This is a genomic window from Neobacillus bataviensis, assembly GCF_019969725.1.
Genome location: NZ_JAHXYW010000001.1, coordinates 67,154 through 88,987 on the forward strand (window position 1 = coordinate 67,154; position 21,834 = coordinate 88,987).

The following is a 21,834-nucleotide window of genomic DNA, read 5'->3' on the forward strand; positions in this document are numbered from 1 at the left end:
AGTATCGTGCCAAAATAATAAAACCTCTGAAGCCAGAGGATAAAAGGATGTTACGAATTTAAATTTGAGAATTATGAGAAAAATTTGATAATGATAATTTTAATTTTACCTAATAAAAGCCCTTTTTCTCATATTTTTTCACATTTTCTCATTTTTTCTCACTTTTTAACAGATTTATTTGATTTTGTATTTATTAATCTTTCTATATAACGTAGGCAAACTTATGTTCAAATGGTTTGCCACCTTCTTTTTAGCGGAAGTGTCCCGGCCAAACTGATCTAATAATTCGATAATTCTTTCTTTCTCGTCCGATTCCCTATCCGTTCTGCGAGGCTGAGGATTTTCATCTTCTTTAACCGTCCCAATTTTAGCCGTCGTCCGCAAATAACCCGGCAGGCTTTCAACTGTTACCAAGTCGCCTATTTCCAATTGAACGAAATGATAAACCACGTTTTGCAATTCTCGAACATTGCCTGGCCACGAGTAGGCAAGCAGTCGTTCGAACACTTCGGCAGATATTCTTTTTGGCGATCGGAATTGCTCTTTAGAAAATTTATTCAAATAAAAATCGATAAGGATGGGAATATCTTCTTTCCGTTCCCTAATAGGCGGAATCAGGATGGGAATAACATTTAACCGGTAATACAAATCCTCGCGGAAATCCCCCCTTGCCACAAGATCCTCCAGATTTCGATGTGTGGCTGTAATGATGCGGACATTCACAGGTGTACTCTTTGTATCCCCCACTCTTTCGATTTTTCGTTCTTGAACCACACGGAGTAATTTTGCCTGCAAAGGAAACGGAAGATCGCCAATTTCGTCCAAGAAAATCGTTCCACCATCTGCTAGTTCAAATCTCCCCGCTTTATCGGCGGTTGCCCCGGTAAAAGCTCCTTTGACATGACCAAATAGTTCACTTTCTAGTAAGGATTCAGGAATAGCTGCACAATTTAAAGGGATAAACGGACCATCCTTTCTATAGCTTGCCTGGTGTATAGCCTGGGCAAACACTTCTTTTCCTGTCCCGCTTTCTCCCCTTACGATAACAGTTGTATCACTTGGAGCAATCCTTTTGGCCATGTCGACGACAGTTTGAATAGGGTCACTGGTACCTTTGATATCATGAAAGCTATAAAGGACGCGTTGTTCTGCAATCTTCTTTTTCAAATCTTTTATCGGAGTTAAACGGATAAGGTAAGAAATAAAGATTCCATCAGCAAGCAAAGGTTTCACCATTGCTGTAAATGCTTTTAACTTACCGCTTGGCAGCAAGCACGAAACTTTCCATTCCTGCTGCTTCTTACTTGTTTTCATTTTTTGCCAATCGTCTTGTGAGAGGATATCTGAAATATTCTCACCGATTAAGACCGTTCTCACTTTATTAAATTCTAAACAGACACGATTACTTACATTATGTATCGTCCCATCAGGGCCAACGATTAACACTGGTTCTTCGATAAACGAAAAAATCCCATTTACTTCTTCCAATATAGAGTGGTTCGTATGCCGCAATTGGTTATTCTCTAACGTTTTACAGATCCATTCCCTGCAAAAATCCAGCCGGACGTCTAGTTTGTTTTCGTTCTCAATCAGCCAAGATTCATACCCCTCTAAAGGTGCAGCCACCAGAACCCCTACTACCTTTCTCTCCTGAAAAATTGCCTTTATTATAAAGGTATTGGTTTGGAAACATTCTATAATGGAACAACTCTCGCATGTATGCTCCAATTTGTTTTTCACGAAGATATCCATACCTGTTTGAATCACTTTATTGAGAATGGGACAATATCTCTGTTTTATGTCATCAGGAAGAAGTTCAACTTTTACAGGATAAGCGTCAAATATTTTTTTATAATCAAGTTCTGTATCCATATGTATCACCTATGCCATTAAAGCAATTCTTTCTATATATAAAATCATTAAGAAAATTTTATCAAAACTGAAGCAAAAACAATAATGGAAATCACTAATTGAGTTTGCACAAAAACAAAATTTGATATAAAAAAGAGACAATAATTGCAAAAAACGGCCTTAAAAATGATTTTTTACCATTCGAATTACTAAAGAAACTATTAATCTTTTAAAAACTAAAAATGATCTTCGTTTAACTTTTAATGGCGAAATCCTCGAGTATGATTGGTTGAATCAATGACTTTTTGTAAAAAATAAGGTCAGAAGTCCATGGGGACGGTTCTCTGGACCCATGAATCGAAAGGTAGGTTATGCTTGATGATGCAAATTGAATTGCATGGTACGGTCTTTTATGATCCTGCTACAAATGAATGGACGGGATCAGGAACGGGTTGGTGGATTGAAAAAACGGAAAAAAATATTGCGAAGATCACGTTTGAGGAAGCGATTACGTTTGATCCTAGAAAACCGTCAAAAACGAATAATTACAGTTTGTCCATAAGTAATATCAATGATAATGGAAATGTAGATTCCTATAACGTCGATGAGGATGGGTTTATTCTATGCTGGGAGGATTACTCCAACGACACATGCATCGCTTCTTTTCAAGTCATAGGAACAAAAGTCAGTTTCGTCCCTAATGACAGAGCTCTTGGAACGGACGAAAGCGTTGCGGATATCTACGCTGCTGAGCTCCTTTTTAGTTATGAAGCAAAATATGGTGTCATTTCACTGATGGGTTCAGGGTCCATCTCCTCAAAGGAAATTGCAGAGAAGAAGTTAAATGTCTTGAACAGCCATGCAGGAAAATTGCAGACCGCCATTGAAAAGGACCAAGACCCCTTCAATATGATTCTGCTTCAGGGTAAATTGGAAAGAACAAAGATTAAAATGGAACGGCAACATCGAATCGTTGAGAAAAGTGCAAAATATTGGGATTCAGCACTAAAATTCGGAGAATTGTGGGGACATTATTCTGCTAATGAACAAGAAAAAGCACTTGGAGGCTGTTATGTTCCTCTTTGTACTGGGGGAGGTCCAGGTATCATGCGGGCAGGCGCACAAGGGGCACGAAGCCAGCATGCCCATGTGATCGGGATTGACTGTCAGTTTGGTGTCGACAATTTTTTCAATTTAAAGGATACCTATTCTGTCCATTCCAATCAACGTCTAAGGATGAATAATTTTTCGATTAGAGAAGGAGTTCTGATCAATTACTCTCATGTCATTCTGTTTTGGCCTGGAGGTTTTGGGACTGCCTGGGAAGTATATGAAACACTATCAAAAATACAAACCAATCACCTTAGAAGACACCGAACCAAGGCTATTTTTGTCCATCCCGAGTATTGGGAGCCTTTCTTTAAATGTATCGACCATATGCGTGAGTATGGTGCCATTAATAGCTATGGGGATAGGATAAAGATCCTTGGTGTAGATGACCAGCTGCCCGATGAAGCCTATTTGGCCGAAGTGGCATCCGGCCCGGAGGAAGCATTTGAAAAAACAAGAGCTTATGTCGAGCAACTATACCGGAAAAATCAATTAACATTAAAAGCCTGAATATCGAAAATTTCTCGAGGGAATCAGACACGGCTTCTATTCTGATTCCCTTTGGGGGACCTTCTGATATTGCTCATTTGGCAGACACATATCCAAAATCATAATCAAAACAAACCTGATAAAGCTCCTCTATTTCTTCCCTGCTAGGGACTTTAGGATTGTTCCCAGGGCTGCCGCTGGCAATAGCATCAGTAGCCATTTTACTAATGAAGCTATCAAATTTCTGTTTATCGATTCCCCATTCTTTCAGGTTAGGAATGTTCAATACCTTGCAAAGGTGCTTAACAGCGGCGACGGCCACCTCAGCAGCAGCTTCATCCGTCAGGCTCTTATCAGGTTCAAAAATCCTGCCTAAATCTGCTAATCTTTCAATACATGTGTCCTTGGAAAATTCTAATACAGCAGGCAGGAGCATGGCATTTGAAAAGCCATGAGGAACATGAAATAGTGCACCAATCGGCCTGGACATACCATGGACCAAACATACCGAAGCATTGGAAAAAGCTATACCTGCTTGAAGCGCCCCTAATGACAAGGCTTCCCTTGCATCAATATTTTCTCCATTCTCATAGGCAGCTACGAGATTATTGACGATTAATTTCATTGCGGATAAAGCCATTTCATCCGTCATTGGATGGGACTTCCTTGAAATATATGCCTCAATGGCATGACTAAGAGAATCTACACCCGTTGCAGCCGTTACATGCTGCGGCGACGGTACAGTTAGAATGGGATCTACAATGGCAACTGACGGCATAAAGGCTGGCTGTTTTATCATCATTTTGACATTATTTGAAGTATTTGTGATAACAGTTACATCTGTCGCCTCCGAACCCGTCCCTGCTGTCGTGGGAATGGCAATATGGGGAACTGGAGTAACGTCCGCTGCCTTTCCACCGTTCATATAGTCACCAATGTAACCATAATTAGTGGCCAAGACCGCAACGGCTTTTGCTGTGTCAATGCAGCTTCCCCCACCAAGGGAAATCACCAAATCACAATTTTCCACTCGAAAAAGCTCCAATGATTCTTCTACAAATTTGTCCGTCGGTTCCGACTTCACACCGAGATAAACTACACTCTCAACTTCGTTCTCCGAAAGCATTTCCTGGCAAGTACGCACAAATCCAAGCTGATCGATAATCTCATCGCTGACAATCAGAGCCTTTTTTCCAAATTGTGATGCCTGTTTACCAATCTCTTCAAACGCGTTTCTACCATAAATAATCGCTTGTGGCGCTCTAAAGAATTTAAACGTTTCCAATCAAAGTCACCTCCCAAAGTCAGCCTATTCTATGTAGGCCGGGTTTATGTATGCTACATAGGAGAACATAGAAAAAGAAGTTTGAATATTGACCAATATTTACCGATATAGAATGTGCTATGAAAGGATTATCAGTAATATGATATTAATATTCTTGATTGACTAGCTTTATATTTTATAAGACTTGGAGATGATCCATATGAGTCACTTTTCACCCGTTAACGGATGGCTGCATTATACGAATCGTGCGAAACAATCTCCAGAAATTATGTCAAAAAGACGTGTCGATTTGAGTTATCAAAATGCTTCTGCAGAGGATCTTGGTCAAGGTTTCAAACGTTATACATGGAGATCTGGAGTTCTGATAAATAGTCGTGATTATTTAGAATTTCGATTAGAAGCACAAGAAAATGAAGGCGTTATCAGCGCGGGGTACTTATCTGATCCAATGGAAAATATCTATTCTTTACAAAATGGCCCTATCCAACCGAATGTCATGGTTTTAGTCCTCCACAATGCCTCAAATACCGAATCAGCAATTTTCCCTTGGCTCGTGGTTAAGGGGGAGATATAAATTAAACCTCGTTGAAAAAAGTTACACTTTTTCCAACGAGGTTTAATTTTGCTTATTACATATTCTTATGGAGTTATCTCTTTTCAATTTTCCCATCTTTATTCCGTGAAAATCTTCCAGAGTCAAGCTCATTGACAGGATCAAGACGGCCCCATGGCCAGCCCCCGAACTCTGTTCTGCGAAACTCACTAAATGCATTCCGAATCTCCTGTTCGGTTGTCATGACAAAGGGTCCATATTGCACAACGGGTTCTTTTATTGGCTCACCTTCAAGAACCAGCACATACCCTTCTTCGGCCCCATTGATAATCTCGGTTTCTTGGTCACCTGCCAGTTTAACACGGTGAGAAACTGGAATAACATTTCCATCTATTTTAATTTCATCACCTTGATAAAAATACAAATTTCTATTTAATGTATCTGAAACAGATGGCAGAGAGAAGGAAGCGTTTGGTTCCATATGAATAAGATAAATACCAACATGGTGGTTTGAGTCCTTGGCCCATGAGGCATTGGTTGGCTCTAAACTAGTTTTCTCCTGCAATCTTCCTGCAATCAGTTTCACCGTTGTTTTCTTCCCATTTGAACTAACTGACTGAATTTCAGGTATATCTTCATCCCACAGCATCTTATACTCTGGATCTGCTGATTTATTTTTTGCTGGGAGGTTCAGCCAAATTTGAAAGAGCTCAAGATGGTTCCCTTTATCTTGGTGAACTAGCGGGAACATTTCCGTATGCTGACAGCCCTTTCCGGTTGTCAGCCATTGCACATCGCCATTCCCATAGCGCCCCGATGCTCCCATGGAATCAAAATGATCAACAAACCCTTCTAAAACCACTGTTACCGTTTCAAACCCACAATGTGGATGCGCAGGGAATCCTGGTACCGTTTTTCCATGATACATCCGAAAGCCGTCACGTAACGTAAAATCTTCACCTAGGTTCCTGCCTTCTAAAGAGGTACTTGGCCCCTGCTTTTCATTTCCTGGTGGATAAGCATCTTTATGATACATCGTTGCGAGGAACGGATCCTCTGTTTGCCAGGGAAAGCCCAGCCTTTGTACTGTTAAAACTTTTTTGTCTGACATAATTTTCCTCCATTTTATTTCGTAAGAGTATTACTCCATAACATGCTGCATCATTGACTTTAATTCAGAAGAAAGCTTCATAAACCATTCCTTATCCCCTGTTGCTAATGCCAGGTCAATTAAGAATTGAATTTGCGTCTTATTACTAACATTAGAAACAGGTAGTGCTTTAACCTGTTTACTTAAAAAAGGAATTGTTTTGCCTATCTTTTTATCATTGTCACTTGTTACGACAGTCACCTTTACTGCCCCGTCCGGAATATCTGGTAACAGTGAATCAACGTACCCAATGATTAATTCACCATCCAGTGATTCTCCCTTGATCCAGTCACCCGGTTTTAAAAACATACCTTATCACCTTCACCTATCTGTAATTTTTTTTATTACATTTCTAATAAAAAAGTTTGCAGCCATAATATTCGGTCATAGCCGCTTTCTAACAAGTTCAACGACCTCTTTAATGGTATAATCCCTTAAATATTCACCCATATGTTCTTCGGCTCCTAAGAAAATGCTGCAGAGCACTCTTTGCATGTTCGCACCTACAATGCATCTTTCATTTGATTCAGGACATTTAGGCTGCAAAGCTCCTTCTGAGGTAATTTTATATATATCCCAAAGATTCACTTCACTTAGATCTAGCGCAAACAAAAATCCGCCGCCAGTTCCCTCTTTCGATTTAATGAATCCATGTTTTTTTAACAAACTTAACACTTTTCGAATACGCACCGGATGCACTCCGGCACTTTCGGAAATAGCATCACTTGTTGACATTCGGTCCGGCTGAAGCGCAAGATAAGTTAAACTGTGAATGGCAAGGGTATAATCACTATTCATGGCTTCCTCCTTAAAAACACTTAAATGTATTGTCTGCATCTTTATGAAATATTAATCAATGCACTGTAATACTAAACATTACAGATTAACTAGTCAAGCATTTTAGCTAGGTTATACATTCCATTGTTTTTTGACTTGTTCTTCTGCTAAGCGTTTAATTTTTTTCCAAGTTGTATCTTTTTCCACAATAACATTGGTTTGATAATTACGATCTTTATAATGAACTGTTACGAATACTTCAATCATTTCTTACTTCCTCCTTTTAAAAAACATATTAATTAGCGAGTCTTTGTAATTCCGTATTCAAAAATGTGCGAAGCTTACGGGGCAGAAAGCTGCGGATTTCGTCCTCGTTATACCCTACTTGTAATCGTTTTTCATCTAGGATAATAGGCCTGCGCAACATTTTTGGGTTCTCAATGATTAATTGATAAAATTCATTAAGCGGCATAGATTCAAGATTTACATTTAATTCCTGGAAAGCCTTTGAGTTAGTCGAAACAATTTCGCTCGTCCCCTCTTCAGTTAAACGGAGAATCGATTTAATCTCATCGACAGTAAGCGAATTAGATAAAATGTTTCGTTCAATATATTCAATTTGATGCTCTTCAAGCCAAGCTTTTGCTTTTCGGCAGGATCCACAGCTTGGTGTCGTATACAGAGTTACCATATTTTAATCACTCCTAATATATAATTTGGTAAGCACGCGAGACAAACTCTATTTTCATATAGAGTATATACCCGAAAATTTAGTGATAAAACCTGATGCTCAATGCCATATTTTATTAATTGTAATAAAAAACCTTACAGTTTCTATACTGTAAATTTAATCGTTACAGTTAATATTGTCAACTGTAAAGTTTTGGTTTGAATTTGTTTTATGTATTAATCACTTTTACTCCAGCTTAAAAAATTTGCCAAAGCTCTTCTATTCAGGCCACGATAGGAATGAAATATATTCCTAACTGATTACTTATTAACTGGCCCGTTTGTTTAATGAACTTCAGAAAACTGAATAAGAGATTAAGTAAAGCTTAACATGCACCATCTTTTATATAAGAAAAAGAAAACCTCACAAATAGGAGGTTTTCTCATCAACTTAAAATCGTCATTTCCTTTTTTACTTTATACCTAGTTCACTTAAAATACTGTCCAATGTAGCTCCCTTATAGAAGGTTCTGGCTTGTGGTGAATTTGCTACAGTTGGATTGGATAAACCATAGTTTTTCATAATATAATACATATCCTTACTATCAACAATCTTATCGAAGTTTAAATCAGAAGCTGCATTATTTGTACCCCAATTTTTTTGCATCTCGATGGCATCGAGAACATCAATAACGTCATCTTTATTCACATCCCCAGCCAGTGCAAGGTCCAAGCTATCGCGAACGTATTTTCCAATTAATTCACCACGAATGTTGTTAGATAAATAATCGAGCGATTTATACATCGTAAAATGTCCAGGAACATCAACCTTAATCGTGTATGGGTCTTGATCCACTTTAATGCCGCCAAACGTATATTCTCCTGCTTTTGTGAAATCTGACGGTTCGATTACAGTAGTTCCATCATTTGAAGTTAAAGTGATTTTCGTACCAAGTGTCCTGTGGTCAATCGATGAAATGGCTTGACCTGAAGCTGGATTTTTTGCTCCTTCTACGTTTACTGCACCAACTAATTTAGATATTTTTGCCTTTACATCAAAAAGTTCGTTAAAAGTATAAATATTTTCCGTTTCTACATTCGATTGGTCAGTAAAGGACGCATTTTCAGCATAGTATTGTGACATAGCAGTATAATCTTTATCCAACGATTTCATATCGAAATTAAATAGCTTTAAATCCTCTGGCAATGGTTGATTGCCTAAATAAGTAAACGTAAAGGTATATGCAGTCCCGTAACTATAGGGTGTTGGTGAAGCCGTAACCGTCACTTGTGCATCACCGTATTGTTTTACGGCATCATTCACCTTTACATTTTCGATCGCAGCCTGTGTATTAATAATTTGCAGCGTCATTTTCGCTGTTTTCAAATTCTTCATATTGTTGGAACGAACGGAATAGTTAATAGTTTCTCCCGTTTGAATAGAATCTTTATTGGCCTTCAAATAAAAATATGGAGTTGTATTTTTCGTAAATGCGATCCTTTTTTCAGAAGTGCCATTGTAAGCAGCATCCAATCCTATAAAACTGACTGGCAATACATCGAATTGACTAGAAACTAAAATTTTATCATTATAGTCTCCATTCTTATCAGTTTTAATCGCTCTGCTAGGGTAACCATTGTAAAAAGGTATGACAGAATAATTCGATGGGTTTACAGGGATACCGTAACTTTTCGTTTCTTCCATTTCAGGATCTTCTACATGTACTTTAAAGTCATACAAAAATTCGCCTTTAGAATTTAGATCACTATCACTATATTCAATGACCTTTTGCTCCAATGAATCAAAGCTTGTCGTTACATTTGGAATTCCAAACTCATGCATAAAATCTTGTGATGCTGTGAAGGTATCTCCCTTCTCATTTTTTCCTATAAGTTTTGCGATATAATGGCCGGGTTTTAAAATTTTCCAGTCCTTGCTGATTGGATTTTTCTTATCGCCGGTAAATGGATAGTAATAATTACTAATTAATCTCGGAATCTTATAAAGGAAATTTTCATCCATTGTAATGGTATTAAAGGATCCAACAACCCCTAAATCTTCACCTGTCTTTGGATCAGCAATGACAACATCCAACGTTTTCATATGTGATTTGATTGCGATTTCAGCATCCATAAACGGATAATAAGCCAAGGAAACTGTTTTGTTCGTGGAGTATATTGGATTAACTATTTTAAATGTATCGATTCCTTCATTCACTACACGGCCGCCGAAAGGAATTTGGTATTGCTCAGATGGATCATCATTGTTTGTAAATAATATATATCCTTCGTATGTTCCTCTTTCTGCGGTTTTAGGTATGTTTAAATCAAATTTGATGTCCCTGTCACTATTTCCGTCCACTTTTACAGTGTTTGGACCTTCTAATGTCACATTGTTTTGAGCGGCATCCTTTGATCCTCTTAACCCTGTTTGGAATTTTACATCGACGCTGAAGGTTTTATTTTGTTTTGTAAGACTTTTTACTGTAATGTGTCTGGAATCGGAAATATCTTCACCGGTATAACCAAATGTTCCAAAGCTAATTCCACCTGTTAAATTCTCAATTGATTTCTCTTTTCCACTTAGGTTCATAGGAGTTTTATCGTTGACGACAAACTCCATACTCGAGTGTATCGCTTCATACGCATCGACTCGGCCGCTTCCTGTTTCAAAGACACTATAGTCTTTTGATAATGGGTCAGCCGTATTCATTAGAATCGACTTAACGTCGGCTGGCTGCAGATCCTTATTCGCTTGTAGTAATAATGCTGATACACCTGCAACATAAGGTGTTGCCATTGAAGTCCCTGATAAGCGTTCATATGCATAGTTATAATCTTCTGGTTCCGATCCATCAGCCGTTTTATTATTCATATAAAATGGAACAGTAGAAAGAATGGAAACGCCTGGTGCCGCTACTTCCGGTTTTATTTCATAATTTACCCGGGAAGGACCTCTTGAACTAAAACCTGCCAGTTCATCTTCCGCTGTTTTTATTTTTGAATAGTCACCAAAAGTGAAATCTGTTTTACCAGCTTGGATGGCTGCTAAAATATCTTTGCCTTCTGCATTGGAAACTGAAAATGCCGGAATGGCATCTACCGATTCACCTAAAAATGATTGAATCGCACCCTCTGCTTGGTTCGCTTCATCATTATACATAATCACTGCAGCTGCACCATTTGCTTTAGCATTCTTGATTTTATCCAATAAACCGATTGATCCTCGCTTAATAAACGCAATGTTTCCGTTAACGCCTTTCCCAGTAAATTCACTTGGATTTCCTAGACCAACATTTACAAGTTTATAAGTTTTTCCCTTTAATTGTGTTAAATCATCACTATAGTTTCTTGCAAGCTGTCTTAATGAATAATCCTTTCCATTTTGAACACCTGCATATTTATAAATATCAATAGCAATGGATGATGCTCCAACCGTCAGCGCTAACGATGCAGCTCCCGGTGAGCCGAGTGTATACATCTTATCACCGGTATTCCCGGCAGCTATGACAGCGGTAACTCCATTTAAAACTGCATTATTAACAGCCATAGAAGTTGGATAGTTCGGGTCATTTATCGAGGCACCTAATGACATATTGATGACATCCATACCATCTTTTACAGCACGATCGATACCTGCGATTACTGCTTCACTTGTACCACTGCCGTATGGTCCAAGGACACGATAACCATAAATATCGGCCTCAGGTGCAGCTCCTGTCATTTTATATTCACTATTTGCTGTGCCACGGCCCGCAATGATCCCCGAAACATGCGTCCCATGTTCTGTATAGTAAGCACGGCCGCTATTTAATTCTGGCTTTCCTGATTTTTTCCAATTACTGTATGTTGTTTCCATCGGGTCGCTATCATTGTCGACGAAATCATATCCGCCTTTATATGCATTCTTTAAGTCAGGGTGGTTATAATCGATTCCTGTATCAATTACCCCAACCTTGATTCCCTTGCCCGTGAAACCTTCAGCATGTAAACGATCTAGTCCATCATATGGAGTATAATTCGCAACGCCGCTTTGCTCTTCTTTTGATTGATCGTTAACCACATCTTGAACAGGGTCAATTGTAAAGGTTTCATTACTCCAAACGCTTTTAACAGCATTTGATTTTAATAGATTCTTAATTTGGTTAGCAGGCAGACTTAAAGAAACACCATTGAAAGCATGTTTATATGAGTGATTTATTTTAACATCTACCTTTTTATTATTTTCATCAGTCAATTGTTGAACATCTTGGGTAAACATTTCATGATCTTGGTCAACCAAGTTTGCTGCTTCAGTCTCAGATAGTTGTTTACCTTGTGCACGGGCAATCGTTTGAGCAACCTTAGGAGGCTTATTCTTAAATTCAACGATAACAGTTGTTTCGTTTGTAGAGGTTAAATCAACCTCCGATGAAAGTTGTAACCCCGTTTCTTGATTCGTTGAAATTATTTGCAGTGCTGCTCTTTGTTCTGGTGTTAAGCTGGCAAGCACTTCCTCCGTCTTCGGATAATAACTCGCCGCTTTGGAAACAAAAGGTACTTGTCCAATAGAACCTAAAATAAAACTGGTTGATAGAGCAGCCACCGTTAAGCTTTTGGCAATTTTACCTTTTTTAGCTTTTTTCCCCATGTTTAGACCTCCATATCTCTATAATGCATATGTAAGTGTTGATGAAGTACGAAACTATAATTCTAAAAACAAATTAGTATGGTTTCTTCTTTAAAGAAATTACATATGCATTTACAATTATCAAAAATATTCCGTCTATTGTAAATTGGGGGAATTTTTAATCAACCATTAATTCATCACAGTAAATTTCTTGTCGATTTATATATTAAATTATCAATTTAAAGGAAAATCTGTAGAACTTTGTCGCAATTTCTTTTTTAAAAAAATAGAAATCTGTCTAAAGGTTGGGGGAATAATGAAAAAAATAAAAAGCCCCCTCATATTTAGCAGGGGTCCCCTAAAACAAAATCTACATTAAAAGCTTCCGCCCTATTTAATAAAAAATCTGACGGATCTCTCCCATATAAATATAATCGATGCATCGGTCTTGTCATTGACACGTATAGCAATTTGATGTCCAGGTCTATTTGTGAGTAGGGTTCTTCCAGGCATACGATTAAAACGGAATCAAACTCCAGACCTTTCGATAAATAAGAAGGCAAAATCACAATATGCCCTTTCTTCATTTCTTCTCTTTCTTCTAATAACTGAATCGGAAGCTGACTATTTTCAAACAGCTGATGGATTCTTTGGCACTCTCGATCCGTACGTCCAATAATCGCGATGGAGTGGAGCTCTTCCTCTTTGAGTGAGGCAATATCTTGTTCGAGCTTCAGCCTTATCTGGACTGGATTCGTTGGATCAATCGTTTTATACAATGGTTTTTGGCCATGCCGTATGACAGGTTCGACCTTCGGCAAATCTTGGTCGATCAATTTAAGGATATCATTTGCTAAATTCATAATTTCAACAGTTGTTCGGTAGCTTTTTTGTAAGGCTTGATAGTTGGCATTCGGGAAGATATCTTTCAGAACAGGTGTCCAGCTATTCATTCCCCGATAGGAATGGATTCCTTGAGCCAAGTCCCCAACAATGGTAAACAGGTCTGTTTCAAAGCCTTCTTTTAATGCAGCAAATTGAAAATAGCTGTAATCCTGCGCTTCATCAATGAAAATACTGCGCATCTTATATTTTTCATCAATTCCTTCCAATTTGGCCTTCATATAAAAGATCGGGGCTAAATCTTCAAGTTCGTAGGCTCCTCGATCAAAGATCCTCTGACAATATTTACTTAGCAGCTTGCATTCTTGTTCTTTTAGTGTAGTGGAATGCTTATTGATCAGTTGCGGAGAAGACATTAGTTCCCTATACAAAGTAAAAATATCTTTCGTGGCAAACGCTTCCATATATTTTTTGACCGCCACCTTTGACTCCTGCTCCACCCTTTTTATCCTTTGCTCTTTCTTATCCATCAAGTTAACCACTTTTTGTTGTCTAATTTCTGGATCCAGCTTCCGGCTATATACAAACTTCTCAAGTGTTTCTTCATATTTCTTGTTAAGGTTTGATAGCATGATGGATTTCTTCTTTTTTAAATCACTTTCTAATAGTGTTTTTATTTTTCCAATCCGTTTATAGATTGGTAAATACGTATATTCTTTTAAAAATAGTGTTTTGAGCTTTTTGCCCTTCATCAGAACGGATTTTTCAACGATGAAATCCTCGCTTGGGGCAAGATTTAATTCCAATTCATTCACATAATTTTGGATTAATTCCTTAAATTCGAGCGAACCCTTGAAGCTTGATACCCATTTGATTGACTTATTTTTTCCGGTATCTTCAAGGAGCTTCATCAGCTTGGAATTAGGAGAAAATAGTTTTATTTTCTGACCCAAACAGCTTCTCATAAAATCAATATAGGTGGTTTGATTAATCTTATTTACCCCTAGTTCCGGCAGGACGGCCGATATATAATCAATAAACAGTCGGTTTGGTGCTAGAATCATTAATTTTTCTGGAGGAAATTGATAACCTAAGGAATAGAGAAAGTAGGATATTCTATGGAGTGCGATTGTTGTTTTCCCGCTTCCAGCGGCCCCTTGGACGATAATCGGGTGTTTCAGTGATGCCCGGATTACTTCATTTTGCTCATTTTGAATGGTTGCTACGATTTCGGTTAATCGATTGTCAGCTTTGCCTGACAAGGATTTCTGCAAAAGTTCATCATGTGTAGTTAAATCAATGTCCCTGATTTCTTTTAATAATCCATGGACAATTTCATACTGCCTCTTTAAGGCTAAATAACCCGTTTGTGTCTCCCCATATGCTTCATAAGACACCTCTCCCAACCGTCCGTCATAGTAGACATTGGCAATTGGCGATCTCCAATCGACGATGATCGGCTGCTGTGTCACTCGGTCAAACAGGGATACCTTGCCTATGTACAACGATTCTTCCTTTTTCGTGCTATCGCTCGTAAAATCAATCCTTGAAAAATAAGGTTTGCCAATCACGCTTTCTAACCTTTTGAGTTCACTTTCCGCTAATCCAAGAAAACTGGCATTCGCGAGGAGATCGGTATAGCTCGTACTGCTATCCTTAGAATTTAGATCGGCAAAAGATTGTTTCATATTTTCAACGAAAAATTCCTTATTCCCCTTCGAAATATCTAAAACAGTTCGGATATATTCCTTCGTAAACTCTAACCGCTCTACTTCTGCTTGATAGTCTTTATGGTCACGGACAGACACTTGATCCTTGGCGCTCATCCTATTCACACCTCACCTCTCAATTCAATTTTCGAAGCATGGGATAATTAAGATTAAACAAAACTTTTATCCTAGTCAAGTTTAAAGGCCGTGGCCAAGCCTCTCTTGTTGAACCACGAGAACCGTCCCAGTGGAGCTAGCGTATGTTATTAATGTAAGCTAATTCAAAAAAAATGAAGGAGGAAAAATATATGGGGAAAAGAAAGGGCCATGATTTTGATGGTCACTGCGTGTGTGATGTAGTTCGGACAATAAAGGATATACAGGATAATGCTGTTAGTCCTATAGAATGTGAGGAGTGTACCAGTTGTTTTAATGAGCCGCTTGGTTCATTGGTATCACCAACAAACGAGGAACCGGTCGACACTCGTGTTTTCGTTTTATCAAATGCGGATGGTTCGCCGTTTCATGCATTCTTTAGTGGTCAAAACGAAGCATGTGTATCCATCTTCTTCCGTGTTGAGGAAGTATTTGATAACTGCTGCGCTACCCTTCGAGTATTGATCCCCGGTCATTGCCAAGACGGCGGGTTTTGTCCTGTCCAGCTTGTGTCCAGCAATGACCGATGCTGTATTGATCTTAGAAATGTCTGCCAAGTAGATCGATTCATGGCAAGCCACGACTGTATTACAGTCGATTTAAAATGCTTCTGCGCTGTTCAATGTATTGCCGATGTATTTTTAGGAATTTGTGACTAACATTAAACCATTAGAAATTTGCCTCTTCCTTTAGCCCGCATGTCTATACCCTATCGTTAAAAGGTGCGCCATTATTGGCACACCTTTACTCAAGACCTTCATCAGGAACATCTTCACTTACATAAATTTCATTTTAGTAAAAAACTCCTAGTAAAACGAGTATTTGGTCGCGTTTTGATTCGGACAAGGCCTGAATATACTCTAATTGATTCTAAAAATTTCCAAAGTGGAATTTCCACCACTTATAGGTTTTAGAACAGGAGGTCATAAATGATTGTATTTGAACGGGTAAATAAGTTTTATGGGGATTTTCACGTCTTAAAAGATATTAATCTCACCATCCATCAAGGTGAAGTTGTTGTCGTCATTGGTCCTTCCGGTTCCGGCAAAAGTACCTTGCTGCGTTGTATCAATCATTTGGAAACCATCTCGGACGGGACACTCACCGTAAATGGGATATCTGTAGGAGATAAAAAAACAGATATCAATCAGCTGAGGCGTAATATCGGCATGGTTTTTCAGCATTTTTATTTATATCCCCACAAAACGGTACTTGAAAATATTACTCTAGCTCCCAAAAAAGTATTGGGCCAAACGGAAATGGAAGCTAAGGACACAGCCAAACATTATCTTGATAAGGTCGGGATTTTAGATAAGGCTGAAGCCTACCCTTCCCAGCTTTCTGGCGGCCAGCAGCAGCGTGTAGCCATAGCCCGCGGTCTCGCCATGAAACCGCAAATCATGCTTTTCGATGAACCTACCTCTGCACTGGACCCTGAAATGATCGGTGAAGTCCTGGATGTGATGAAAACCCTCGCCAAGGAAGGCATGACGATGGTCGTCGTCACCCATGAAATGGGCTTTGCCCGCGAAGTTGCCGATCGAATCGTCTTTATGGATGAGGGGCGAATATTGGAAGAAGCAATTCCGGCTGAATTTTATAAGAATCCCCGTGAAGAACGGGCTCGCCTATTTCTCAGCCGTATTTTAAATCATTAATGGGAGGGAAATGAATTGTTCAAAACGAAACATATCGTAAAATTGGTGTTGGTAACCATCGTGGCTGCCCTTTTTCTTGCAGGCTGCGGGAAGGACAAGGCCTCTACTGGTTCCAGCAAGGATGTGCTTGCAAAGATCAAGGAAGATAAAAAAATTGTGTTTGGCGTTAAATATGACACGCGTTTGTTTGGATTGAAAAATCCTAAGACTGGTGAGGTCGAAGGATTTGACATCGATCTTTCTAAAGCACTTGCAGAAGAAATGTTTGGCAAGGATGTAAAGCCGTCGTACGTTGAAGTTACTTCGAAAACGAGGGTAGGCCTCCTGAATAACGGCAAGGTCGATGCGGTCGTTGCAACCATGACCATTACGGAAGAACGTAAAAAAGAAGTAGACTTCACAGATGTCTATTTTGACGCCGGGCAGTCCTTGCTTGTAAAAAAAGGCAGCAAGATTCAAGGCTTGCAAGACTTGAAAAAAGGCACGACGGTGCTGGCGGTAAAAGGCTCAACCTCTGCGATCAATATTCGTGAGAAGGCGCCTGAAACTACTGTCCTCGAATACGAAAACTATGCTGAAGCTTTCACCGCCTTAAAGGCTGGTAAAGGTGATGCCCTGACTACAGATGATTCCATCCTTTATGGTATGGCCGAAGAAGATCCGTCCTTTGAACTGGTTGGAGGAACATTTACCGAGGAGCCGTACGGGATTGCCGTTAAAAAAGGCAACCAAGAGCTTGTCGATGCATTGAATAAAGCATTAAAAAGCCTGAAGGACTCTGGAAAGTACGATGAAATTAAGAATAAATGGATTAAAAATTAAAACTATTTCTTTACGAAACAGCCAAAATCAATGATTTAAACCCGGTTTCTCGTCAGGATGGGGAGTCGTCTGTCTAAAACACACCTTCCCTTCCTGATTTATGAGGAGGAGATCGATTGCTGGATTTCACGATACTAACGAATCATCTAGATTCCTTTTTGGAAGGCTTAGAAATAACCCTTATTTCTAGTTTAATAGCTTTATTGTGCAGCTTTATTTTAGGAACCCTTCTGGCCATCATGCGAATTGCCCCCATTAAACATCTTAACTGGCTGGGGACGGCTTATATTGAATTTATTCGTAATATACCTGTACTGGTTATCGTGTTTTTCACCTATCTAGCAGGAAACTTTGGCGGAATGATAGCAGGAACCATCGGCTTAACCATCTACACTGCCGCTTTCATCGCCGAAGCCATCCGGGCAGGAATTCTATCCGTACCAAAGGGACAAATGGAGGCGGCCCGCTCGACAGGCTTGAGTTACGGACAGGCCATGAGATGGATTATACTCCCTCAGGCTATAAAAATCGTAATCCCTCCCCTTGGCAACCAATTTATTAATTTGGTAAAAAATTCATCGTTGTTAGCTGTTGTCGCAGGCGGCGATTTAATGTATCAGGGGGATTTAATATCGGCAAAAACATACGTCACTTTTGATACTTATATTTTTGTAGCCTTATTTTATTTAGTTTTAACTATCCCTTTAAGTCTTGGCGTCCGATTTTTAGAAAAGCGCCTTGCTAGAAGTAATTAAGGAGGTTAAGTGATGGATTTTCTAGCACCTTTCATGGAAGTCTACACATTCGACAATTTTAAATTTTTGCTAGAGGGTTTTGGGGTCACCTTGAAGGTCGCTGCCATTTCCATTGTGCTCAGCTTCCTTATTGGTGGTCTTATCGGCACGCTTAGGTATATGCAGATTCCCGTCATTACTCCTTTACTTGCTGTGATAGTCGAGACGATTCGGAACCTTCCTTTGCTGCTCATCATCTTCTTCACCTATTTTGCCTTGCCTGAAATCGGAATTGAAATGGAAATCTCGACGGCAGCGATTGCCGCCTTGACAGTCTTTGAATCAGCCATGCTGTCAGAAATAATCCGAAGCGGATTGAATTCCATCGAAAAAGGCCAGATTGAAGCAGGACGTGCTTCAGGGCTAAGCTACCTCCAGACATTACGTTACATCATTTTGCCCCAAGCTCTGAAAAGAATGGTCCCTCCGATTGTCAGCCAATTTATTTCACTGCTTAAAGATACATCGTTAGCCGTCGTCATTGCCTTGCCGGATTTATTGCATAACGGACAAATCATTTACGCCCAAAAAGGATCGTATGTAATACCTATATTCCTTCTGGTGGCATCCATGTACTTTATCGTAAATTATGCGCTGTCACTTCTTGCGAGAAGGTTAGAATTAAGACAAACATAACAAGTCCGGCTCCGTTCATTGAGCTGGACTTTTTCGTTTGTTACTATGGAAAAAATATATAATGCTTTGCAATTTATACTAATATAAATCTAATAACATAACCGCAGAAAGGACGAGAAAAATGATTATTCGCGAACGGGAACATAGCTTTATCTTGATTTCCCAGCATGACCATGCCAAAATATCAGGGGTAATTGCGCAAAATTGGAAGGATTCCTATTTTAATGGTGTGGAAAAAAAGGCGGAAGTCGTTCTTGGCATTTATGAGCATGATCGAGGCTGGATCGAACCAGATGCCGCTCCGTTATGGAATAGCAACAAGCAAAAACCGCACTCATTTACAGATTTCCCCCTTGATTTAAAGGTTGCCTATTACAAAAAAGGGATTGATGAAGTTGAAAAAATGAGCAAGTACGCCAGTCTTCTTTGCAGTTTACATTATGTCTCTTTTCTTCAATATGAAGAGGATCCCATCGGAGCAAAATTTGTAGAAGACGAAATCACCAGGCAGCTGCACCTATTAAAAGCGTGTGGGATATTAGGAAAAATGAGTAAGGAAAAACAGTTACAGTACCATCTCAACATCTTAAAATTCTGCGATAACCTCTCACTATATATTTGCCTAAACGAACCAGGAGCTAAAAAAGAAAGAGAGCATCCTTTTTATAAAAACGGCATCTCCCCTTCTTTCTCTTTTTCCAAAAATATGCCAATCCAGGTCAAATGGTCTGATCAAGAAACGGTCTCGCTCTCGGTGTCTCCTCTAGAAAAAGAAATACAGGTGCAATTACTGTATAAGGAAGTTAAAAAAGAAGATATCATCGCGAACGGGCTGCTATCAGTTTATTCAAAAACCCCCTTTTCCCATAAAAATGTGGCGTTGGCAGCTGGTATCAACTAAGAAATGCCCCATTAGTTTTGTTGAGTAATCACATACTCAGCCTTTTGATGTCTCGAAACATATTTATTATCGGTAACCCAGAAACGCCAAGGATAGTCCCTCGCTTCGCCAGAGTTGTCAATTCCAATCCGTTTCCCCGCGGATATGCTTTCCGGACGGAATCCTGCTGCAACAAATAATGGAGGTAGAGTCAATTGGTGTCCATAGTCCACCATGGTAATTGCCAATGATTTGGTCAGTTTTCCGGGTCCGTCCGTCAGTTTTGTCACATCATCTATCCCTCTCCTGGTTTTCATCAGCCCGATGCCGTATACAGGTTCCAGGGCCCGTATTAAAACCGCTTCAGGATTTTCTTCCCCTCCGCTGACTACATTGAAAAGGCAATGTGTATGCATTAAATAAGTATAAGCAAGGCCGGAACGATGAAACATGATCTCCGTTCTTGGCGTCCGTTTGTTATTAAAGCTGTGTGCAGCTCTGTCACCGGGACCAATGTAGGCTTCTGATTCTACAATATATCCAGCGGCTATCCCCTCATCCGTTTCTTTCACAAGGAGGCTTCCGAGCAATGCCTTTGCCAATTCAAGTGTAGGCTGTTCAAAAAACGACTGTGGTAATGGAACAAGTTCTTTAGCCAAATCTCCCAAAATGAATACCTCCAATAAAATGATTGAACATAGAGAAAAAAATCGTATGGTATGAATTTACCATTTTATTTTTAAATTTCAATTTCTTAGTCGATTGTCAAAAAAATTGTTATAATATAGCACATATGGAAGATGTTCGATGAACTTTATCGATTCCTGCAGAAGAAGGAGAAAAGCAATGATCTGGTTAATTATTTTGACACTATTACTTGCTGCATCAGCCGCCTGGTTAGGTTATACCGTAAAAAAAGAAAAAGCTAAACAAAAAGTATTGCGAAGCAACCATTTCGAAGAGCTTGCTGCTATGAAGGAAATCCAGAAAGCTTCTATGGAAACAGCAGCAGCCACCTATGATGAGAAAGTATTCCTTTTGTCTGAATCCTACCAACGTGAACTAGAAAAGCTGATGATTGAAAATGAAGCGATCCGAAAAAATTATCGAAACCCTGGGGAAATCAAAACCCATCAAATACTAGAAAATTTTAAAAATGATTTAATTCGAAAAAGAATTATTCCGCCAGATGAAATGATTATCATGCCGAATATTTTTATCCCGGAAGGAAACGGAAGTACTAGGCAGATTGATCATCTTGTACTTTTATCAACAGGTATCTATTTAATAGAGACCAAACACTGGAAAGGCCATATTGTCATGGGATTAAATAGAATGGGCAGCCACAAGTTTTCTTTCTTAACCGATTTAGTAGACCATGAAAAAGAGAAAACACTGATCTTTACTAAAGGTGATTCGGGAGAATTAACCGTAAAAACATTAGATAACCCCATTTGCCAGATTCAACAAACTGCCGTCCTCCTATCCAATTATTTACAGAGTCAAGATATTAAAACATGGATCAACACTTTGGTGTTTTTTAATCACGATGAAAAAGAAGTTCACGATTGGTCGGATAACAGCATCGTTAAACGGATTTCGACTCAAGACCAATTACAACAGTATTTTATTCATGAACTCACATCCCGAGATAGAATATACGGAGCTTTTCAGCTAAAAAATATCAAGCAGATTATCGATAATGCCAATTATTTTTAACTTTTAACCAACTAAAGTCTGGTCATAAAACTTGTTTTAAAGAATATCTATGTTAATAGGAAACGTAAGTCTTAACTTTTACATGGAGAAGCCAGAGGAATGAAACTCACTTAGGTCAGGAGGG

At 39.0% G+C, this 21,834-nt stretch carries 19 protein-coding genes; 9 read left to right on the forward strand and 10 right to left on the reverse strand.

What is annotated here, in order from left to right; translation table 11 throughout:
* Window positions 1–174: 174 nt before the first annotated feature.
* A complete protein-coding gene (locus LC455_RS00370; RefSeq protein ID WP_223587587.1) occupies window positions 175–1,872 on the reverse strand; it encodes a sigma-54 interaction domain-containing protein in 1,698 nt (565 codons plus the stop codon).
* Between the two features lie 357 nt (window positions 1,873–2,229).
* On the opposite strand from LC455_RS00370, the gene LC455_RS00375 reads away from it, so the two are divergent.
* On the forward strand, window positions 2,230–3,471 hold the full coding sequence (locus LC455_RS00375; protein WP_223587588.1) for an LOG family protein: 1,242 nt from the start codon (window positions 2,230–2,232) through the stop codon (window positions 3,469–3,471).
* A gap of 73 nt (window positions 3,472–3,544) precedes the next feature.
* On the opposite strand, the gene LC455_RS00380 is transcribed toward LC455_RS00375, so the two are convergent.
* On the reverse strand, window positions 3,545–4,735 hold the full coding sequence (locus LC455_RS00380; RefSeq protein ID WP_223587589.1) for an iron-containing alcohol dehydrogenase: 1,191 nt from the start codon (window positions 4,733–4,735) through the stop codon (window positions 3,545–3,547).
* A gap of 199 nt (window positions 4,736–4,934) precedes the next feature.
* Between LC455_RS00380 and LC455_RS00385 the strand changes: the two genes are divergently transcribed.
* Complete coding sequence (locus LC455_RS00385; RefSeq protein ID WP_223587590.1) at window positions 4,935–5,309, forward strand: hypothetical protein; 375 nt, start codon at window positions 4,935–4,937, stop codon at window positions 5,307–5,309.
* A gap of 73 nt (window positions 5,310–5,382) precedes the next feature.
* On the opposite strand, the gene LC455_RS00390 is transcribed toward LC455_RS00385, so the two are convergent.
* The 7 genes from LC455_RS00390 to helD all read right to left on the reverse strand — a co-directional run bounded on the left by LC455_RS00390 (window position 5,383) and on the right by helD (window position 15,162).
* Window positions 5,383–6,399: a pirin family protein gene (locus LC455_RS00390; protein ID WP_223587591.1), complete on the reverse strand. Its 1,017-nt coding sequence runs from the start codon at window positions 6,397–6,399 to the stop codon at window positions 5,383–5,385.
* A 30-nt stretch (window positions 6,400–6,429) separates the two neighbouring features.
* Complete coding sequence (locus tag LC455_RS00395; protein WP_223587592.1) at window positions 6,430–6,747, reverse strand: IDEAL domain-containing protein; 318 nt, start codon at window positions 6,745–6,747, stop codon at window positions 6,430–6,432.
* 75 nt (window positions 6,748–6,822) lie between these two features.
* Window positions 6,823–7,236 carry an RrF2 family transcriptional regulator gene (locus LC455_RS00400; protein ID WP_223587593.1) on the reverse strand — a complete coding sequence of 138 codons (414 nt, stop codon included), beginning with the start codon at window positions 7,234–7,236 and terminating at the stop codon, window positions 6,823–6,825.
* Between the two features lie 111 nt (window positions 7,237–7,347).
* Window positions 7,348–7,482 carry a BA3454 family stress response protein gene (locus tag LC455_RS00405; protein WP_223587594.1) on the reverse strand — a complete coding sequence of 45 codons (135 nt, stop codon included), beginning with the start codon at window positions 7,480–7,482 and terminating at the stop codon, window positions 7,348–7,350.
* A gap of 28 nt (window positions 7,483–7,510) precedes the next feature.
* Window positions 7,511–7,906, reverse strand: coding sequence for a transcriptional regulator SpxA (gene spxA, locus LC455_RS00410; protein ID WP_223587595.1), 396 nt, complete (start codon window positions 7,904–7,906; stop codon window positions 7,511–7,513).
* Window positions 7,907–8,356: 450 nt separating this feature from the next.
* On the reverse strand, window positions 8,357–12,514 hold the full coding sequence (locus tag LC455_RS00415; protein ID WP_223587596.1) for a S8 family serine peptidase: 4,158 nt from the start codon (window positions 12,512–12,514) through the stop codon (window positions 8,357–8,359).
* Between the two features lie 323 nt (window positions 12,515–12,837).
* Window positions 12,838–15,162 carry an RNA polymerase recycling motor HelD gene (gene helD, locus LC455_RS00420; protein WP_223587597.1) on the reverse strand — a complete coding sequence of 775 codons (2,325 nt, stop codon included), beginning with the start codon at window positions 15,160–15,162 and terminating at the stop codon, window positions 12,838–12,840.
* 191 nt (window positions 15,163–15,353) lie between these two features.
* Here helD and LC455_RS00425 point away from each other — a divergent pair, with 191 nt between their 5' ends.
* The 6 genes from LC455_RS00425 (at window position 15,354) to LC455_RS00450 (ending at window position 20,012) form a co-directional block, all read left to right on the forward strand.
* A complete protein-coding gene (locus LC455_RS00425; RefSeq protein ID WP_223587598.1) occupies window positions 15,354–15,860 on the forward strand; it encodes a CotY/CotZ family spore coat protein in 507 nt (168 codons plus the stop codon).
* Window positions 15,861–16,130: 270 nt separating this feature from the next.
* Window positions 16,131–16,859: an amino acid ABC transporter ATP-binding protein gene (locus tag LC455_RS00430; RefSeq protein WP_223587599.1), complete on the forward strand. Its 729-nt coding sequence runs from the start codon at window positions 16,131–16,133 to the stop codon at window positions 16,857–16,859.
* 15 nt (window positions 16,860–16,874) lie between these two features.
* Window positions 16,875–17,681, forward strand: coding sequence for a transporter substrate-binding domain-containing protein (locus LC455_RS00435; RefSeq protein ID WP_223587600.1), 807 nt, complete (start codon window positions 16,875–16,877; stop codon window positions 17,679–17,681).
* A gap of 116 nt (window positions 17,682–17,797) precedes the next feature.
* On the forward strand, window positions 17,798–18,436 hold the full coding sequence (locus tag LC455_RS00440; protein WP_223587601.1) for an amino acid ABC transporter permease: 639 nt from the start codon (window positions 17,798–17,800) through the stop codon (window positions 18,434–18,436).
* A gap of 12 nt (window positions 18,437–18,448) precedes the next feature.
* Window positions 18,449–19,111 (forward strand): amino acid ABC transporter permease, encoded by a 663-nt coding sequence (locus LC455_RS00445; protein WP_223587602.1) that lies wholly within the window; start codon window positions 18,449–18,451, stop codon window positions 19,109–19,111.
* A 121-nt stretch (window positions 19,112–19,232) separates the two neighbouring features.
* Window positions 19,233–20,012, forward strand: a complete 780-nt coding sequence (locus tag LC455_RS00450; RefSeq protein ID WP_223587603.1) for a DUF3891 family protein — start codon at window positions 19,233–19,235, stop codon at window positions 20,010–20,012.
* A gap of 11 nt (window positions 20,013–20,023) precedes the next feature.
* On the opposite strand, the gene LC455_RS00455 is transcribed toward LC455_RS00450, so the two are convergent.
* Entirely contained in the window at window positions 20,024–20,650 is a 627-nt protein-coding gene (locus LC455_RS00455; RefSeq protein WP_223588632.1) for a DNA-3-methyladenine glycosylase, read from the reverse strand.
* A 187-nt stretch (window positions 20,651–20,837) separates the two neighbouring features.
* Here LC455_RS00455 and LC455_RS00460 point away from each other — a divergent pair, with 187 nt between their 5' ends.
* Window positions 20,838–21,710, forward strand: coding sequence for a nuclease-related domain-containing protein (locus LC455_RS00460; RefSeq protein ID WP_223587604.1), 873 nt, complete (start codon window positions 20,838–20,840; stop codon window positions 21,708–21,710).
* Window positions 21,711–21,834: the final 124 nt, after the last annotated feature.

What these genes read in the sequence shown, in the direction of transcription:
- LC455_RS00370 (WP_223587587.1), bottom strand. Translation starts at nt 1,872, where the DNA reads ATGGATACAGAACTTGATTATAAAAAAATATTTGACGCTTATCCTGTA.
- LC455_RS00375 (WP_223587588.1), top strand. Translation starts at nt 2,230, where the DNA reads ATGATGCAAATTGAATTGCATGGTACGGTCTTTTATGATCCTGCTACA.
- LC455_RS00385 (WP_223587590.1), top strand. Translation starts at nt 4,935, where the DNA reads ATGAGTCACTTTTCACCCGTTAACGGATGGCTGCATTATACGAATCGT.
- LC455_RS00390 (WP_223587591.1), bottom strand. Translation starts at nt 6,399, where the DNA reads ATGTCAGACAAAAAAGTTTTAACAGTACAAAGGCTGGGCTTTCCCTGG.
- LC455_RS00395 (WP_223587592.1), bottom strand. Translation starts at nt 6,747, where the DNA reads ATGTTTTTAAAACCGGGTGACTGGATCAAGGGAGAATCACTGGATGGT.
- LC455_RS00400 (WP_223587593.1), bottom strand. Translation starts at nt 7,236, where the DNA reads ATGAATAGTGATTATACCCTTGCCATTCACAGTTTAACTTATCTTGCG.
- LC455_RS00405 (WP_223587594.1), bottom strand. Translation starts at nt 7,482, where the DNA reads ATGATTGAAGTATTCGTAACAGTTCATTATAAAGATCGTAATTATCAA.
- spxA (WP_223587595.1), bottom strand. Translation starts at nt 7,906, where the DNA reads ATGGTAACTCTGTATACGACACCAAGCTGTGGATCCTGCCGAAAAGCA.
- LC455_RS00415 (WP_223587596.1), bottom strand. Translation starts at nt 12,514, where the DNA reads ATGGGGAAAAAAGCTAAAAAAGGTAAAATTGCCAAAAGCTTAACGGTG.
- helD (WP_223587597.1), bottom strand. Translation starts at nt 15,162, where the DNA reads ATGAGCGCCAAGGATCAAGTGTCTGTCCGTGACCATAAAGACTATCAA.
- LC455_RS00425 (WP_223587598.1), top strand. Translation starts at nt 15,354, where the DNA reads ATGGGGAAAAGAAAGGGCCATGATTTTGATGGTCACTGCGTGTGTGAT.
- LC455_RS00430 (WP_223587599.1), top strand. Translation starts at nt 16,131, where the DNA reads ATGATTGTATTTGAACGGGTAAATAAGTTTTATGGGGATTTTCACGTC.
- LC455_RS00445 (WP_223587602.1), top strand. Translation starts at nt 18,449, where the DNA reads ATGGATTTTCTAGCACCTTTCATGGAAGTCTACACATTCGACAATTTT.
- LC455_RS00450 (WP_223587603.1), top strand. Translation starts at nt 19,233, where the DNA reads ATGATTATTCGCGAACGGGAACATAGCTTTATCTTGATTTCCCAGCAT.
- LC455_RS00460 (WP_223587604.1), top strand. Translation starts at nt 20,838, where the DNA reads ATGATCTGGTTAATTATTTTGACACTATTACTTGCTGCATCAGCCGCC.